The 16680-nt window shown below is 71.3% G+C and carries 12 protein-coding genes; 8 read left to right on the forward strand and 4 right to left on the reverse strand.

The window, feature by feature from the left end; all coding sequences use genetic code 11:
- Positions 1 to 4: 4 nt before the first annotated feature.
- Positions 5 to 1255 (reverse strand): VWA domain-containing protein, encoded by a 1251-nt coding sequence (locus tag K8556_RS17690; RefSeq protein ID WP_223741250.1) that lies wholly within the window; start codon positions 1253 to 1255, stop codon positions 5 to 7.
- A 129-nt stretch (positions 1256 to 1384) separates the two neighbouring features.
- Here K8556_RS17690 and K8556_RS17695 point away from each other — a divergent pair, with 129 nt between their 5' ends.
- The 8 genes from K8556_RS17695 (at position 1385) to K8556_RS17730 (ending at position 10794) form a co-directional block, all read left to right on the forward strand.
- The gene (locus K8556_RS17695) at positions 1385 to 2284 is read left to right on the forward strand and encodes a histone deacetylase (protein ID WP_223741251.1); all 900 of its coding nucleotides are present in this window, start codon (positions 1385 to 1387) and stop codon (positions 2282 to 2284) included.
- Positions 2285 to 2368: 84 nt separating this feature from the next.
- Positions 2369 to 3076, forward strand: a complete 708-nt coding sequence (locus tag K8556_RS17700) for a hypothetical protein (RefSeq protein WP_223741252.1) — start codon at positions 2369 to 2371, stop codon at positions 3074 to 3076.
- Between the two features lie 85 nt (positions 3077 to 3161).
- Positions 3162 to 3554, forward strand: coding sequence for a peptide chain release factor-like protein (locus K8556_RS17705; RefSeq protein WP_223741253.1), 393 nt, complete (start codon positions 3162 to 3164; stop codon positions 3552 to 3554).
- Between the two features lie 204 nt (positions 3555 to 3758).
- A complete protein-coding gene (locus tag K8556_RS17710) occupies positions 3759 to 7997 on the forward strand; it encodes a hypothetical protein (RefSeq protein WP_223741254.1) in 4239 nt (1412 codons plus the stop codon).
- Entirely contained in the window at positions 7994 to 8593 is a 600-nt protein-coding gene (locus K8556_RS17715) for a type II secretion system protein (protein WP_223741255.1), read from the forward strand. The genes K8556_RS17710 and K8556_RS17715 overlap by 4 nt, the downstream gene beginning before the upstream one ends.
- Positions 8590 to 9687, forward strand: coding sequence for a PilW family protein (locus K8556_RS17720; protein WP_223741256.1), 1098 nt, complete (start codon positions 8590 to 8592; stop codon positions 9685 to 9687). Before K8556_RS17715 ends, K8556_RS17720 begins: the two co-directional genes overlap by 4 nt.
- A 26-nt stretch (positions 9688 to 9713) precedes the next feature.
- The gene (locus tag K8556_RS17725; protein WP_223741257.1) at positions 9714 to 10340 is read left to right on the forward strand and encodes a hypothetical protein; all 627 of its coding nucleotides are present in this window, start codon (positions 9714 to 9716) and stop codon (positions 10338 to 10340) included.
- A 31-nt stretch (positions 10341 to 10371) separates the two neighbouring features.
- On the forward strand, positions 10372 to 10794 hold the full coding sequence (locus K8556_RS17730) for a GTP pyrophosphokinase (RefSeq protein WP_223741258.1): 423 nt from the start codon (positions 10372 to 10374) through the stop codon (positions 10792 to 10794).
- Positions 10795 to 10869: 75 nt separating this feature from the next.
- Here the strand turns inward: K8556_RS17730 and acnA are convergent, their stop codons facing one another.
- The 3 genes from acnA to K8556_RS17745 form a co-directional block, all read right to left on the reverse strand.
- Positions 10870 to 13605, reverse strand: a complete 2736-nt coding sequence (gene acnA, locus K8556_RS17735) for an aconitate hydratase AcnA (protein ID WP_223741259.1) — start codon at positions 13603 to 13605, stop codon at positions 10870 to 10872.
- A 128-nt stretch (positions 13606 to 13733) separates the two neighbouring features.
- Positions 13734 to 14966: a phosphatidylserine/phosphatidylglycerophosphate/cardiolipin synthase family protein gene (locus K8556_RS17740; RefSeq protein WP_223741260.1), complete on the reverse strand. Its 1233-nt coding sequence runs from the start codon at positions 14964 to 14966 to the stop codon at positions 13734 to 13736.
- Positions 14967 to 15068: 102 nt separating this feature from the next.
- Positions 15069 to 16676, reverse strand: coding sequence for an FHA domain-containing protein (locus K8556_RS17745; RefSeq protein WP_223741261.1), 1608 nt, complete (start codon positions 16674 to 16676; stop codon positions 15069 to 15071).
- Positions 16677 to 16680: the final 4 nt, after the last annotated feature.

Genomic DNA, 16680 nt, shown 5'->3' on the forward strand with positions numbered 1-16680 from the left:
GCGCTCAGTACGTGACGCCGAAGCTCGCGGCCTGCTTCTTCACGCTCTTCATCACGTTGGCGTCGAAGGCGTCCTCCTTGGCGGGGGCGTTCTTCGCGAGCCACTGGTCGCGCTCGGCGGCGAGCTTCGCGACCTTCTCCTCCAGCACCTTGCGCTCGGCGGCAAGCTGCTTCACCTTCGCGGTCCGCGCCTCCTTCTTGAGGCCCTTGAGCTCCTGGGGCAGCTCGTCGTCCTTGAGGGTTTCGAGCGCGGCCGGCTGCTCCAGCAGGTCCACGCCGCCCGCGATGGCCGCGGGCGCGCTGCTCACCGCCCCGGCGCTGGCGGCGCTCTTGCCCGCGCCCCGGCTCTCCTTCATGTAGCTGATGCGGTCCGCGACGGCCTCCGCGGCCATGCCCTTGGTCGCCTCCGCGCGGGCGACGTTCATGGCCCGGGCCTCCGCGCGGCCGCCGTAGAGCGTCTTGGACGCCAGCTCCGCGTTCACCCGCGACAGCTCCGCGTCATAGGGCGTGGCCACCGCCACCATGCCGCCCGACGCGTCGATGGAGTCGAAGGTGCCGTCCGTCAGCTTCGCCACGTAGCGCCAGGACTCCTCGGTGCTCGCGTCCGCGCCGCAGCGCACCGTGTTCACCACGATGTGGCGCTCCTTCGCGCGCTTGGACCACATCTTGAAATCCCAGGCGGCCTCGCGCTGGGCGGGGGGCGCGTCGCCCACCAGGAAGATGACCTTCATCACCTCGCGGTCCTGGCTCCACTTGAGCAGCGACACGGCCTCGCCCAGGCCGCGGCCCACGTGCTCCGGGGTGTCCCCGCCCCCGTTCGCGTCCAGCTTGCGCAGCTCCGCGAACATGGAGTCCATGTCGTCGCTCAGGTCGAAGCGCTTCGTCACGTACGCGTCCCCCTGGTCGCGGTAGGCCACCAGCGCGACCTTCAGGTGCGGCGTGGGCTTGCCCTTCGCGATGCGCGACGCGATGGAGAAGATCTTCTGCTTGGCGCCCTCCAGCAGGCCGCCCATCGACCCCGTCGTGTCCAGCACGAACGCCACCTCGATTTCAGGCCGGGCGCCCTGCGCCTGGACCTGCGGGTCCTGGGGGTTCGTGGGCTTGACGGGCGCCTCCTTCGCGGTCGGCTTCTGCTCCGCGGGCTTCGCGGTGGAGGGCGGCGCGCTGACGGGCGTGACGGCCCAGGCGGAGGTGGCGGACAGACCGGTGGCGAGCGCGGCCGTCAGGACGGCCCGCGAGAGGGGCTTCAGGTTCATGGGTGGGCTCCGGAAGACGGCTTGCGAGGCGGGCACATCCGCGCCGCCTGCTCCTGTAACGGACAGGCCCGCCGGAAGTTCTACGCCCCCGGTTGCACCCCTCCGGAACGGGCGTTACGCCCCGCCTCCGTGCGCGTCTTCCACATCGACCGGTATCTCGTCCCCCTGCCCGACGGGCACCGCTTCCCCATGGAGAAGTACCGGGTGCTGCGCGAGCTGCTGCTCGAGCGCGGCATCCTCCCTTCCACCGCCTTCCACGAGGCCCCCCGCGCGGAGCGCCACGAGCTGGAGCGCGTCCACACCCCGCGCTACCTGGACGCCTTCTTCGGCGGCGCCCTCACCGACGCGGAGCTGCGCCGGCTGGGCTTCCCCTGGTCCTCGCGGCTCGTGGACAACGCGCGCGCGTCCGTGGGCGGCACCCTGGCCGCCGCCCGCGCCGCCCTGGAGGACGGCTTCGCCGCGAACCTGGCCGGCGGCACGCACCACGCCTTCCCGGACCACGGGGAGGGCTTCTGTGTCTTCAACGACATCGCCGTGGCCATCCGCGTGCTCCAGGCCGAAGGGGCCATCCGCCGCGCGGTGGTGGTGGACCTGGACGTGCACCAGGGCAACGGCACCGCGGCCGTCTTCGCGGGCGACCCGTCCGTCTTCACCTTCTCCATGCACGGCGAGCACAACTTCCCCTTCCGCAAGCACCCCTCGCACCTGGACCTGGGGCTGGAGGACGGCGTGGGGGACGCGGAGTACCTGGCCGTGCTCGACGCCCACCTGCCCCACGTCCTGGAGTCCGCCCACGCCGACCTGCTCTTCTTCCAGGCCGGCGTGGATCCGCTGGAGGAGGACACCCTGGGCCGGCTGTCCCTCACCCACGCGGGGCTGCGCGAGCGCGACCTGCGCGTGATGCGCGCGGCGAAGGAGCGCGGGCTCCCCGTGGTGCTCACGCTGGGCGGCGGCTACGCGCGTCCGCTGGCGCCGTCGCTGGAGGCCCACCTCGGGACTTATCTGGCGGCCTGTTCGTTGTTCCGCTGACGCCCGTCTTCCCCGGGGCCGCTTGCGGGCCCGCGCGCCCCGGCCTCATGCTCACCCCTGCTTCGCCACCCCTGGAGCCCTCCCATGCCGCGTTCCCTCCCCCGTCTCGCCGTCCTCGCCTGCGCGCTGGCCCTGGGCTGTGGCGGCGACACGCCCTACTACCGCCTGGACTGGGGAGGCGAGGACACCATCACCGCCGCGCCCGGCGACACCGTGCCGTATGACATCGCCATCCAGCGCATCGCGGACAACCTGGGCGAGGTGCGCGTGCGCGCGGTCATCGTGCCCGAGGGCGTCACCTTCGGCCCGGAGTTCTCCCTGCCGCAGGGCGAGACCACCTTCAGCACCACCACCAACGTCACGGTGTCCCGCGGCGTCACGACCTACGGCGTGAACCCGCTGCAGCTCGTCGCGGAGGACCCGGCCAACAACGTCACCGCCCGGGGCAACATCTCCCTGATGATCCTGGAGCCGCCCGAGCCCAACGAGGCCTTCTCCGTCGCCGTGGAGCCCCGCCAGGTGAACCTGACGCCCGGCCAGTCCGGCCAGACGACGGTGACGGTGACGCGCGCGGAGGGCTTCACCGGCGCGCTCACCATCACGCTGGAGTCCCCCAGCACGCGGCTCACCGCCGACCCCATCACCCTGGCCCCGGGCGAGACGAGCGCGCAGGTGCGCGTGGCCACGGACCGCTCGCTCACCGTCCTGCCGTACGCGGTGAAGTTCGTGGCCACCGACGAGACGGGGCGCACCGCCAAGACGGGCTTCACGTTCAACCTGAACCTCATCTGAGGCAGGCCGTGAGGGCCCCCCGCGCCGCCCGGTGTCAGGCGCGGGGTACCGGCGGCGTCTCGGCGGCGCTAACTTGAGGACCGCCATGACGCCGACCGCCCCCATCGCTCCCCCAGCACGACGCCAGGCCGCCCGGGAGGCGCTCGCCCTGGACGACGAGGCCCTGCTGAAGGTCTGCGACGTGGAGTTCTTCATCGCCTCCGGACCCGGCGGCCAGCACCGCAACACCACCGCCAGCGGCGTGCGCCTCACCCACCCGCCCACGGAGCTGTCCGTCACCGCCACCGAGCGCCGCAGCCAGTCCCAGAACAAGGACGCCGCCGTGCGCCGCCTGCGCGCCGGCCTGCAGGCCCTCACCTTCGTCCCCAAGGTCCGCAAGGCCACCCGCCCCACCCTGGGCTCCAAGCGCCGCCGCCTGGAGGAGAAGAAGCGCACCTCCGAGAAGAAGGCCGGCCGGGGCGGCAGGCTCGCGGATTAGGCGGCCGGGCCTCCGCCGCTATGCACGTCCTGCGGACCTCGCAAGCTTTGCGTAGCAACTGACGTCGCCCACCCACAGCCACACGGTTTCTTTCCAAGGCGCCTCCCGCACGGAAGCGCCCCACGCCAGGGCACACGGTGTGCACAAGCCGGGGTAACCCCTGACCCCGAGGGGGTCGGTCGGTCCCCAACCCCCGGTGAACCCTTGGCCCCCATCTCCCCCAGAGTTTCCGCGGCGCGGCGAATCCTGCTGGGCCTGGCGCTCGCGACGGCGCTGCCGGCGTCCGCGACGGACATCGTCACCTTCAGCCAGGGCGCGCTCATCATCCCGGAGCAGGCCACCTTCCAGCAGGGCTGTGGAAGCCTGTCGGCCTACGGCCTGGTGTGGCGCCTGTTGCAGTCCAACGAGGCGGGCGGCTTCAACGCCAACCACCCGGTGACGGTGTACCTGGCCATCGACGACACGAAGCGGTCCCCCAACCGCTGCGTGCCCACCAACAAGCACCTGCCGCCCCTGCCGCACAACGGCCAGTGGAACGACCCGAGCTGGAATGACGGCTGCGACTTCCACATCTCCCGCGCGGACGCGGCGCCCGTCGTGCCGGTGCCGCCGCTGCAGGCGCTGCCCCCGAGCGGCCTGTTCCCTGAAGGGAACATCGACAACTTCACCACCAGCACCACCCAGGCGCGGCCGAACTTCACGGCCAGGACGCTCAACAGCGCCAGCGGCTTCCGGGACGTCCAGTACATGGGCGGCGCGTTCATCATCGACGCGAAGGACGCGAAGAACGCGCTCGACTTCCTGAACTCCTCCACCGGGCCGGACGCGCCGAACAAGTTCCGCACCACGTGCAACTGCGACACGTTCAAGAACAACAGCGGCTGCTTCTACGTGCGCATGCACCAGGCCACCATCGAGTTCAACGCGCCCATCGGCCGGCGCCTCAACCGGGTGCCTCCGAAGATCGCCCTGCTGGACCTGGACGACGACAACGCCGTGGACACGTCGTTCGTGAAGGGCGGCATGCTGGACGACTACCTGCGCAACGCGGGCCTGGACTTCCCGGGCGCGGGGGGCTGCCCCCAGGGCACCGTCAGCGGCTGCGCGCTCAACGGCGGCAAGCCCGGCCTCATCTACGACTCGCTCCACGCCAACGCGGACCTCATCTCCACCACGGCGTTCCCCCACGGCCTGCTCAACGCCGTGGACCCCGCCACGGATCGCCCGCGCTACCGCGTGTTCTGGGCCCCGCACTGGCAGATTGGCGACAGCACCCGCCCCGAGTACCGCTCCAACGGCGACGGCGCCGGCAACCAGGCGGAGAACGTCCTCAACAACATCGCCTACTTCACCAACCAGCGCGGCAACGGCCTGTTCGCCGAGTGCACCAGCATCTGGTCCTACGAGCACACCGACAAGGTGGGCGGAGGGCTGGTGCCGTCCACGCGCTTCCAGGGCGACGTCTCCTTCGAGAAGAACAAGCTGGGCGGCGGCGACAAGTGGGACGGCCGCAACTGCACGGACCCCGACTACGTCAACGAGTCCTCACCCCGGCCCGCCTGCATCATCTACCCCAACCCGGGCGACCCCTTCTCCCAGTTGGGGGACTTCCGCTTCAACAACGTGGCGGGCGAGACGGAGAACTACCGCACGACGTTCAAGAACGGCGTGCGGCGGCTGGCGGTGAGCTGGGTGAACTACGCCGCGGGCAACCAGTACGACAACCCCACGGACGTGGCGGTGGACAACCACCGCGGCCACGACTTCTTCTCCTTCAACCAGAAGGACAATGATCCGCAGAAGGCGACCATCGTCTATCTGGCGGGCCATGACTTCAAGGGCAGCGTCGCGGGCACGCGCATCGTGCTCAACACGCTGCTCAACCTGGGAAGCGAACCGCTGCAGAGCGAGCGCACCGTGTCCGCGCCCGTCGCGCTGGACGACACCAACGGCAGCGACACCAACGGCTCGCGCGCCCTCCTGTTCAAGACGTCCTACAACGCCGTGACGGGCTACCCGCCCGGCGCGGACACGTACACGCCCGCGCAGGGCTCGCACTGGGTGTTCCCCTACTACCCGGGCACGCTGCGCGCGCACTCGCTCATTGGCGGGGACGCGCTGTCCACGGGGGAGAACTCCCTGTCGGACGGCACCCTGTGGAACGCGGACGCGCGCATGCCCCTGCCCGGCGACCGCAACCTCTTCACCTACTTCGGCGGCGAGGTGACGGTGAACCCGTCGCTGGGCGCCGGCCGCTCCGCGCCGCACGGGGTGATGCAGGTGGGCTGGAAGCCGGAGGAGGTCTCCGGCACGCGCATCAACCGCAACTACGGCTCCACCCCCAACCCCGGCTGCGTGGACGAGCTGAAGCTCGGGCGCGCCACGACGCGTGACGGCGGCTTCCGCTACGACTTCGTGAAGGGGCCGGACGGCGTCTGCGACCTGCAGCAGGCGACGCAGTACTCGCCGCAGGTGGCCGGGGCGGACTTCGGCGCCACCAACGAGTTCATCAACAAGACGCAGTTGTCCGTGGACTTCAACGCGGTGGCGATGATGCTCCAGCGGGTGCGCGGCTACTGCTACGCCACGGTGTCCGGCCGCGACGGCGCCGGTGAGACGCCCATCCTCGAACCCGCCAACACCCAGTGCAACAACGAGGACGCGGACAACAAGGCGCACCTGGGCGGCTTCATCCACTCGTCGCCCGTGGTGGTGACGGCCAGCCCCCACATCCCGGACCGCAACGCCCCCCGGCCCACGGTGGCCTACGCGGCGGGCCTGGATGGCCAGGTGCACGCCTTCTACGTGTCCGGCGGCGCGCGCTATGACGGCCCCGCGCAGAACCTGAGCTTCCCCAACCCGGACGCCAGCGCGCGCTTCAAGACGGACTTCGCCCAGCGCTTCCGCAGCGGCACCCCGCCTGCGCCGGGCACGGAGCTCTGGAGCTTCCTGCCGGCCACGCAGTTGGCGGGCCTGCGCAACAACACCGCGCGGGTGAACAGCGCGCCCGCCGTCTTCGACGTGTTCGCGGACTTCGTGGGCAGCGGCCGCCGCGAGTGGCACACCGTGCTCGTCGCCAACGTGGGCCAGACGGGGCGCGACCTGTTCGCGATGGACGTCACCCACCCGCTCAAGCCCGTGCTGCTGTGGCACCTGGTGGGCAGCCACTACGCCACCTCCAGCGCGCCCAACTCCGCGGTGGCGCTGGCGGACAGGGGCCAGGGCGGCCTGGACTGGACGTACACCTGGGACGAGGACTCCAGCCTCTTCCTCCTGCCGCCGCGCTCGGACCCCGGCCGGCTGCCCAGCGGCCTGTATGACTACAGCGGCCTGGGCGGCTCGCGAGGGCTGTCCGTGGGCGTGGGCCGGCTGGGCATGGAGCCCGTGTACGCCGTCTTCGTCGCCTCCAGCAGCTCCGGCGCGCTGCCGGCGCCGGGCTCCCCCGGCACTCCCGCCAAGGGCGTGCAGGTGTTCGCCATCGACGTGGCCACCGGCCAGAAGCTGTGGCAGTGGCAGCAGGCCTACACCAGCAGCGTGGACAACAGCGCGCCCGCCGCGCCCACCGTGTCGCAGGACTCGAGCGGCGCCGCGCGCCTCTACGTGGGCGACATGGAGGGCCGGCTCTGGGAGCTGGACGCGTCCACCGGCATGAACCTCAACGTGGCGCGCATGGGCCCCGCGTGCTCGGAGGCCTCGCCCTGCAAGTACGCGGCGATGAACATCGGCGGGCTGCCCCCCGCCAGCCAGCCCATCAGCACCAACGTGGGCCTGGCGCGCATCCCGCTCGACGCGGCGAACACCTCCGCCTTCGGCGCGTACAAGGGCAAGGTGGTGGCCCTGGTGGGCACCGCCGGCATGGACTGGGTGCCGGACACGGTGGGGGGCCGCTTCCACGCGCTGCTGCTGGACGCGGGCCTGCGGCTGCCCCTGGGCATGGACGGCAAGCGGCTGGACGGGTCGCCCATCGACGCGAACCTGGCCCACACGGAGGCGAACACCTACGGCGTGCTCCAGGAGCCCCCGCCCTTCCCGCTCATCTTCCCCGCGCCCGAGCACGTCTACGGCAACATCACCATCGCCGGGCGCACCGCGTACTTCAGCACCGCGGAGGAGTCCGTGAACGACCCCATGCTGCTGAGCGCGTCCGTCGGCGGCCACACCTACAGCATCGATTTGGGCAACACGGCGGCCACGCAGGCGGGCATCCAGCCCATGAGCGGCGCCACGCTGGCCAACTACGGCGGCGTGGCCGTCTACCACCGCGACAACGGCGGCGCGTCCACGGACTACGTGGTGGGCGCGGAGGTGAGCGCCCTGCGCGTCACCCGCATCGACAACGCGAACAACACGGGCGCCTCCAGTCCCAACGCGAAGGACTCCGTGGACGGCAACAACGGCGTGCTCTACCAGCTCCTCAACTGGAGCCAGAGGTTCCTCGAATGAGAGCCCTTCCCTCCTCCGCCCCCCGGCGCGGCAGCGGCCTGCTGGAGGTGCTCATCGCCATGTGCGTGCTGGCGCTGGCCGCCGTGGGCGCCGTGATGGGCATGGTGGCCGCCACCCGCGACGTGAAGGACGGCCAGGTGCTCCAGGGCCGGCGCATGCTGCTGGAGGCGCGCGTGCAGCGGCTGTGGCTCGCGTCCAAGATGGACCTGGCCCACCAGGCCGTCCCCCGGCCCGCGCTCTTCCCGCCGGACGTGGCCCTGGCCACGGCGCCCTGGGTGCTGGACCCCAGCGCGCCGCAGGCGGGTGACATCGGCACCGGCGCGTACTTCCGCGTGCGCCCCACGGGCCAGGTGGAGCCCGCGCTGGACGTGCCCGCCGGCACGCCCTGCACCGCCGCCACCCCGGACTCGGTGCTGCCCCGCGACGTCTACTGCCGCGAGGTCCTGGTGACGCAGGGGCTGCCCCAGGACCTGCCGCCCGCGGCCCAGGCGATGGTGCCCGCCGGGGCCCTGCCCTTCACGTTCTGGACGCGCGCGTACCGCAAGGGCGACAGCCTGGAGCGCGCCATCGTGCACAGCGAGGTCTTCGTCCTATGAGGACCCGGCTCCGGACGAACGCGCGCGGCATGACGCTGCTGGAGACGATGGTGGCCGCGGTGCTCGCCACCATCATCCTGGCGGCGGCCACCGCGCTGCTGTTGGCGGGCGGGCGCGTGGTGCACAACACGGAGCACGTGGCGGACAGCCATGACAACGCGCGGCTCGCGGGAGAGACGCTGCTGTCCGCGGTGCGCCAGGCCGGCGCGGGCATGTCCGAGGGCCTCTGGGTGGTGTCCAGCGGAGCGCCCCAGCGCATCAACCCCGTCTTCGGCGGTGACGGCGCGGGCATGGGCGTGCTCGCCGCCACCACGACGGGCAACGCGCCGGGCACGGACGGCAGCGACGACCTGTGGCTGGTGGTGCCGGACCGCAACTACCTGGGCCGCGACTGCGCGCCGGGCGCGGCGATGACGGTGGTGAAGCCGGGCACCGGCGCCCTGGAGGTCAACTGCCAGGGCACGTTCGCCGGCGCCGCGCCCGCCAACCCCATGCTGGTGGCCAGCAACATGAAGAGCGCCGCGCTGCTCACCCAGACGTCGGTGACGAGCACCCCGCCCACGGCCACGGTGAACTACCTGGAGACCGGCGTGCCGGGCTTCTCCAACGCGCCCCACAAGGGCGGCTTCCAGAAGGGCGACCTGGTGTACCCCGTGCGGCTGCTGCACTTCTTCATCGGGACGAACGCGAGCACCGGCCGCAAGGCGCTGATGCGCGCGGAGGGCAGGCCCGGCAGCGACGTGTCGGGGCGCCCCTTCGTGGACATGGCCGACCCGGTGGTGGTGCAGGACCACGTGGAGGACTTCCAGGTGACGTTCGGCATCGACGCCAGCAACACGGGCGACCCCACCCGCTACGACTTCCAGAACGGCCTCCAGCCCGAGTACACGCCGGGCCTGCGCTCCGTGCGCATCAGCGTGGTGGCCACCGGCCGCACGCCCCGGCGCGACACGCAGAGCCAGTCCGTGCTCTCCGAGGACCTGCCCATCCCGGTGGAGAACCACACCCCGGCCGCGGCCCCCGCGGACGGCTACTTCCGCAGCCTCTTCTCCCGCCGGGCGGAGCTGCCCAACCTGGCCGCCGCCAGCCTGTGAGTCCGTCCTCCGTGAGGCCCTCCGCCATGTCCCCACGCGCTTCGTCCCGTTCCCCCCGAGGCTCCACGCTGCTGCTCGTCGTGCTGCTCGTCACCGTGCTCCTGGGCCTGGTGGCGGGCGTGATGGCCTACGCCAGCAGCGAGCGCTCGCGCGCCGTGACGTCCAGCCGCACGGGCCAGCGGCAGGGCTGCGCGGAGAGCGGCCTGCAACTGGCGCGCGGCTACTTCGGCCGCAACTACGCCCAGTGGGACACGTTCCTGAGCAATCCGGGCGCCTACGACCCCATCGCCTCGTCCACCAACACCGCCCCCGCCGACCCGCGCACCGCCGCCGGCCGCGCGGCCATCAAGACGGTCAACCCCGCGCTGTTCGCGGACCTGGACGGCGACGGCAAGGACGACGTGTACCTCTACATCCGGGACAACGAGGACGAGTTCAAGCCGCTCGCCCCGGAGTGGAACCGCGACAATGATCAACAGGTGGTGGTGGGCGCCATCTGCATCAGCGAGACGATGATTCCGCGCCGGGGCAACAGCAACCAACTGGACCCCAACGCGCTCGCCGTGGAGGGCATCCTCCAATACAACGGCGGCGGCCACGCCTACACGGCGCAGACGGCGGGCGGCACGGGCTCCGGCAACCTCAACCGTTGAGCCGTCCGCCGGGCGTGCGAAGCTCGGGCCCATGCCCACGCTCGAAGACGCCATCGCCCTGGCGGTGGCCGCGCACCAGGGTCAGCGCGACAAGGCAGGACAGCCCTACATCCTCCACCCCATGAGGGTGATGCTGCGTCTGTCGTCCGACGCGGAGCGCACCGTGGCCATCCTCCACGACGTGGTGGAGGACACGCCGTACACGCTGGAGCGCCTGCGCGGCCTGGGCTACCCGGAGGACGTGCTGTCCGCGCTGGACTGCCTGACGAAGCGCGAGGGCGAAAGCTACGAGGCCTTCATCGAACGGCTGCGCCCCCACCCCCTGGCCCGCCGCGTGAAGCTGGCGGACCTGGAGGACAACATGGACGTGCGCCGGCTGAAGGCCGTCACCCCCAGGGACGCCGAGCGCCTGTCGCGCTACGTGGCCGCCTGGACGCGCCTGCGCGCGGAGTAGCCCCCCGGAAAAGACGACGGCCCGGCAGCCCCTCAGCGAGGGCGGCCGGGCCGCGAAACCAGCGTGACGCGCCGCTTACGCCTTGGCGAGCTGGCGGAGCACGTACTGGAGGATGCCGCCGTTGCGGTAGTAGTCGAGCTCGTTCGGCGTGTCGATGCGGCACAGCGCCGTGAACTCGATGGGGCCCTTCTCACCGGTGGCCTTCACGGTGAGCTTCTTCTGCGGCGCCAGCCCCTCCGCGATGCCGGTGATCTCGAACGTCTCGTGGCCGGTGAGGCCCAGCGACTGCGCGTCCTGGCCCGCCTCGAACTGCAGGGGCAGCACGCCCATGCCCACGAGGTTGGAGCGGTGGATGCGCTCGAAGCTCTTGGCGATGACGGCCTTCACGCCCAGGAGCTGCGTGCCCTTGGCCGCCCAGTCGCGGCTGGAGCCCGTGCCGTACTCGGCGCCCGCGAGCACGACCAGGGGCGTGCCGTCCGCCTGGTACTTCATGGACGCGTCGTAGATGCTCATCCGCTCCCGCGTGGGGATGTGCACCGTGACGCCGCCCTCCACGCCCGGGACCAGCAGGTTCTTCAGGCGGATGTTGGCGAAGGTGCCGCGCACCATCACCTCGTGGTTGCCGCGGCGCGCGCCGTAGGAGTTGAAGTCCTTGGGCTCCACGCCCTCGGCCATGAGGTACTTCGCCGCGGGGCTCGTCTTGGCGATGTTGCCCGCCGGGGAGATGTGGTCCGTCGTGACGGAGTCACCCAGGAGCGCCAGCACGCGCGCACCCTTGATGTCCTGGACGGCCTTGGGCTCCTTCGGGAGGTTCTCGAAGAAGGGCGGCTTGCGCACGTAGGTGGACTTCTCATCCCACTTGAACGTGGAGCCCTTGCTCACCTGGAGCTGCTGCCAGAGCGTGTCGCCCTCCATGGCGTTCGCGTACTGGCTGCGGAACTGCTCCGGCTTCACGGCCGTGCGGATGGTCTCCTTGATCTCCTCGTTGGACGGCCAGATGTCCTTGAGGAACACCGGGCGGCCGTTGGGGTCCGTGCCCAGCGGCTCGGTGTCCAGGTCGCGGCCCACTTCACCAGCCAGCGCGTACGCCACCACGAGCGGGGGGCTCGCCAGGTAGTTCATGCGCACGTGCGGGTTGATGCGGCCCTCGAAGTTGCGGTTGCCGGACAGCACCGCCGCCACCACCAGGTCGCCCTCCACCACCGCGTTGGACACGGGCTCCGGCAGCGGGCCGGAGTTGCCGATGCAGGTGGTGCAGCCGTAGCCCACGACGTGGAAGCCCACGGCCTCCAGGTAGGGCAGCAGGCCCGCGTCGCGCAGGTACTCCGTCACCACGCGGCTGCCCGGGGCCAGGGACGTCTTCACCCAGGGCTGCGGCTTGAGGCCCTTCTCCACGGCCTTCTTCGCCAGGATGCCCGCGGCCACCAGCACGGCCGGGTTGGACGTGTTGGTGCAGGACGTGATGGACGCGATGACCACCGCGCCGTGGCCCACCTGGTAGCTCTGGCGGCCCGCCTTCACGGTGACGGCCTGGGCCAGCCGCTCCGGGGGCACCGGGGCCGCGGGGGCCTTGGCGCCGCCCTTGGGGCCCTCGTCGTCCTCGCCCTTGCTCTTGCCCGCGGCGAGCATCTCCACCAGGGACTTCTCGTACCCGGCCTTCATGTCCTTCAGGGGCACGCGGTCCTGCGGGCGCTTGGGGCCCGCCAGGCTGGGCACCACGGCGGCCAGGTCCAGCTCCAGCGTGTCGCTGAAGAGGGGGTCCTGCGCGCCGGCCTCCAGCCACAGGCCCTGCGTCTTGGCGTACGCCTCCGTCAGCGCCACGACGTCATCCGGGCGGCCGGTGAAGCGCAGGTAGTTGCAGCTCTCCTCGTCCACCGGGAAGAAGCCGATGGTGGCGCCGTACTCCGGGGCCATGTTGGCGATGGTGGCGCGGTCCGGCAGCGACAGCCCCTTCAGGCCCTCGCCGTAGAACTCCACGAACTTGCCCACCACGCCCTTCTTGCGGAGCATCTGCGTGACGGTGAGCACCAGGTCCGTGGCCGTGGCGCCCGCGGGCAGCTTGCCGGTGAGCTTGAAGCCCACCACCTGCGGAATCAGCATCGTGATGGGCTGGCCCAGCAGCGCGGCCTCCGCCTCGATGCCGCCCACGCCCCAGCCCACCACGCCCAGGCCGTTGATCATCGTGGTGTGGCTGTCCGTGCCCACCAGCGTGTCCGGGTACACGGTGCTGCCCTGGCGGAACGTCACCTGCGCCAGGAACTCCAGGTTCACCTGGTGGCAGATGCCGATGTCCGGCGGCACCACGCCAAAGCCCTTGAACGCGCTCTGGCCCCAGCGCAGGAAGGCGTAGCGCTCGCGGTTGCGCTCGAACTCCAGCTCCGCGTTCTCCTTGAAGGCCGCGGTGGTGGCGAACGAATCAATCTGCACCGAGTGGTCGATGACCAGGTCCGCCGGGTTGCGCGGGTTGATCTTCGCCGGGTCACCGCCCATGGCGGCGAGCGCCTCGCGCATGGCGGCCATGTCCACGACGGCGGGCACGCCGGTGAAGTCCTGGAGCAGCACGCGCGCGGGGTGGAAGGAGATCTCGGTCTCCGGGGTGGCCTTGGGGTCCCAGGCGAGCATCTTCTCGATGTGCTCGCGCTTGACGACGCGGCCGTCCTCGTTGCGCAGCAGGTTCTCCAGCAGGACCTTCAGCGAGAACGGGAGGCGGTTGACCGCCGGGTGCGCCTTCGCCAGCGTGGCCAGGCTGAAATAGTCGTAGGTCGCCGAGCCCACCTTGAGCTGGGCCTTGGTGCCGAAACTGTCCGTCATGTGCGTTGCCGTCCTTCCGTGCCGGAATGACGCAACTTCTAGGCGTGTCCCCCCCGGCATGCAAAGGGTTCCTGCACCGCGTTGAAGGCGGTGGACGGTTGTCTTGGCCCCCGGGCTTACGGGCCCGCTCAGAGCACCTTGCGGAAGAGGTACAGCACCCGCTCCACGGCCTTCTGCCAGAGGGGGCGGCGGCGGAAGGCGGCCAGGTCCACTTCACGGCAGTTGCCGCAATCCAGGCGGAACGAGTCCTCCAGGTCGCGCCCCAGCCGGGGGTCCGCGAAGACGGCGTTCACCTCGTGGTTGAAGGCCAGGGACAGCCGCTCCAGGTTGAACGACCCGATGGTGCCCCACACCCCGTCCACCACGGCCGTCTTCGCGTGCAGCACGCCCCGGCGCCACTCGAAGATGCGGATGCCGGCGTCCATCAGCGGCTCGTAGAAGGCGCGCGTCGCGTGCTCGAGGAACGGGTGGTCGCTCTTGCCCCCGTTGAGCAGCAGGCTCACCTCCACGCCCCGCTTCGCCGCGTCCTTGAGCGCGGCCACCATGCGCCGGTCCGGCACGAAGTAGCCCGCCGCGATGAGCACGCTGCGCCGCGCGCGCTGGATGGCGTGCAGGTACGCGCGGTGGATGCTGCGGCGGCTGGACAACACCGCCAGGCCCACGTCGCCCCGCCGGGGCAGGGCCTTCAGGGGCTGCGCCCCGCCGCGCATGCGCCGGCGCAGCCGGCTCAGGCGGTCGCGGAACATCATCCGCCACGTCGCGAGGAAGCGCCGCTCCAGCTCGTGCACCGCGGGGCCCTCAATCCGCAGCACGTCGTCGCGCCAGGCCACGCCCTGCCCCTCCGGGGCCCAGTGCGCCGCGATGTTCACCCCGCCCGTGAAGGCCACCGTGCCGTCCACCACGAGGATCTTCCGGTGGTCCCGGCGCAGCAGGTGCCGCAGCCCGCGCTGGAGGCTGAAGGGCTTGAAGGCCCGCACGTCCACGCCCCGCGCGCGCAGGCCTTCGAAGAAGCTCCTGCGGCTGGTCCAGGACCCCACCGCGTCGTAGAGCACCTTCACGTGCACGCCGCGCTCGGCGGCCTCCGCCAGCGCCTGGCCGAACAGCTCGCCCACCGCGTCGGTGACGAACATGTACGTCTCCAGGCGGATGGAGCGGCGGGCGCGGCGGATGGCCTCCAGCATCTCCGGGTAGGCCTCCACGCCGTCACGCAGGAGGCGGCACGCGTTGCCCTGGAGGGTGGTGTGGCGCTGCGGCAGGTAGTAGCGGGCGAGCAGGCGCCGTGACACCCCGGCGCTCCACACCGGGCCGTGCTCCGGCACCAACCCTTCCGTCCGCCCGTCCTCCCCCGCCAGCTCACGCATCACCCCACTCAGGGTGGGAACGGGGGGAGGGACCGGCAACCCGGACAGGCCCCGCCCGCCTCCCCGGCGGGGTTGCACCGTCCACTGGACGACGGAGCCCGGCTACAGGCCGAACTCGATGCGCTTGTTCTCCGCGCGCGTGGCGCACGGCTGGTCGTACTCGGGGAAGTACTCGCGCATGTGGTCCAGCGTGGAGGCGGCCTGCTTGTAGTGGCCCTGGTTGTAGTAGCCCTCCACCTCCAGCAGCAGCTTGGAGCAGGTGCGGTCCAGCTCCATCTGGGCGCGCCGCATGGCCTCCTGGGCCTCGAAGTAGAGGTCCGGCTTCGGGTCCGGGTGGGCCTCCAGCATCAGCCACGCCTCGCGGAAGGACTTCCAGGCCTCGTAGCGGTTGCGCGCCCCGATGTCCGGCGTGTCGAAGTTCTTGCGGCCCTTCTTGAAGAGGTCGTTGGCGTTCTGCAGGAGCTGCTGCGTGGTGAGGTCCTCGGGGAGCAGCGCGCGCTCCACCCAGACGTTCCACACGCGCCAGGTGTCCTCGCCCGGCGGGTTGCGGGTGTTGTCGAAGATGATGCGGTTGGGCTCGCCCTTGCGGAGCTGCTGGGGCGGGATCATCAGCTCCAGCGAGCGCTCCTGGCTGGCCATCGTGTCCGGGGGCACCTTGCCCACGTCCACGCCGTTGACGCTCACCACCACCTCGTCCTTGGAGATGCCCTGGGCCTGGTAGTGGAGGATGACCACCGCGCGCGTCGCGGCGACGAACTCCCACTCGAAGACCTTCATGTCCGGCCGGTTCCAGGTGACGCCGTCGCCCAGGCCGAACGAGTCCGTGATGGGCTGGTTGGTCAGGCGCACGGGCTCCTCGCCCTTCTGCACCGTGTCCTCGCCGCCCAGCACCAGCCAGTACATGAGGGCGAACAGGCCCAGCACCACCACGCCGCCGCCGGCCATCACGCCCGCGCGGACCTTGGAGTTCGCCTCCGCCCAGAACAGGCGCAGGTTGGCCATCAGGCCCGGCGTCTCACGGCGGATGCGGGCGCGCTCGGCCGCGGACAGGCCACCGCCGCCGCTGGCGCCACCGGCGCGGGGCGTGCGGGCCACCGCGCGGGAGGACTGGGAGCCGGTGCGGCGCGCGGGCGGCGGCGCGGACGCGGGCTTTTCGATGGCCGCCGGAGCGTCCTCCTCCGGGGGCGGAGCCTGGGGCACCGCGCGCTGGGCGGAAGAGGTGGGCCGGCGGATGGCGCGCATGTTCATGCGCGTGGACTCCGCGCGGATGCCCTGCAGGTCCTCCTCGTCCGCGCCTTCCGGCACGAGCGCGGCGCCCTTCTTGTTGCGCGACTTGCGCACGGAGTCGATGGAGACGATGCGCGTGCTGTTGGCGCCGTCCTCCGCGGGCTTCTCGTCCTCGCCGGTGGGCGCGTCCTCCGCGGCGATCGCGAAGAGGAACGTCACCGGGCCCAGCGTGAGCGTGTCGCCGTCCGTCAGCGCCTGCTTCTGCACCGCCGCGCCGTTGACGAGCGTGCCGTTGGCGCTCTTCTGGTCCTCCACCGCGTAGCCATCCCCGTCCTGGAAGATGCGGCAGTGGCGGCGGGAGATGCCGGGGTCGTACAGCACCACGTCGCACTCGGAGGTGCGCCCGATGAGCACGGAGTCCTGGTCGAAGACGAACTCCTTGCCGGCGTCTTTTCCCTCGGAGATCGTCAGTTGGAAGGCCATGTCG

The sequence above is a fragment of the Corallococcus sp. AS-1-12 genome (assembly GCF_020036995.1).
Lineage (GTDB): Bacteria > Myxococcota > Myxococcia > Myxococcales > Myxococcaceae > Corallococcus.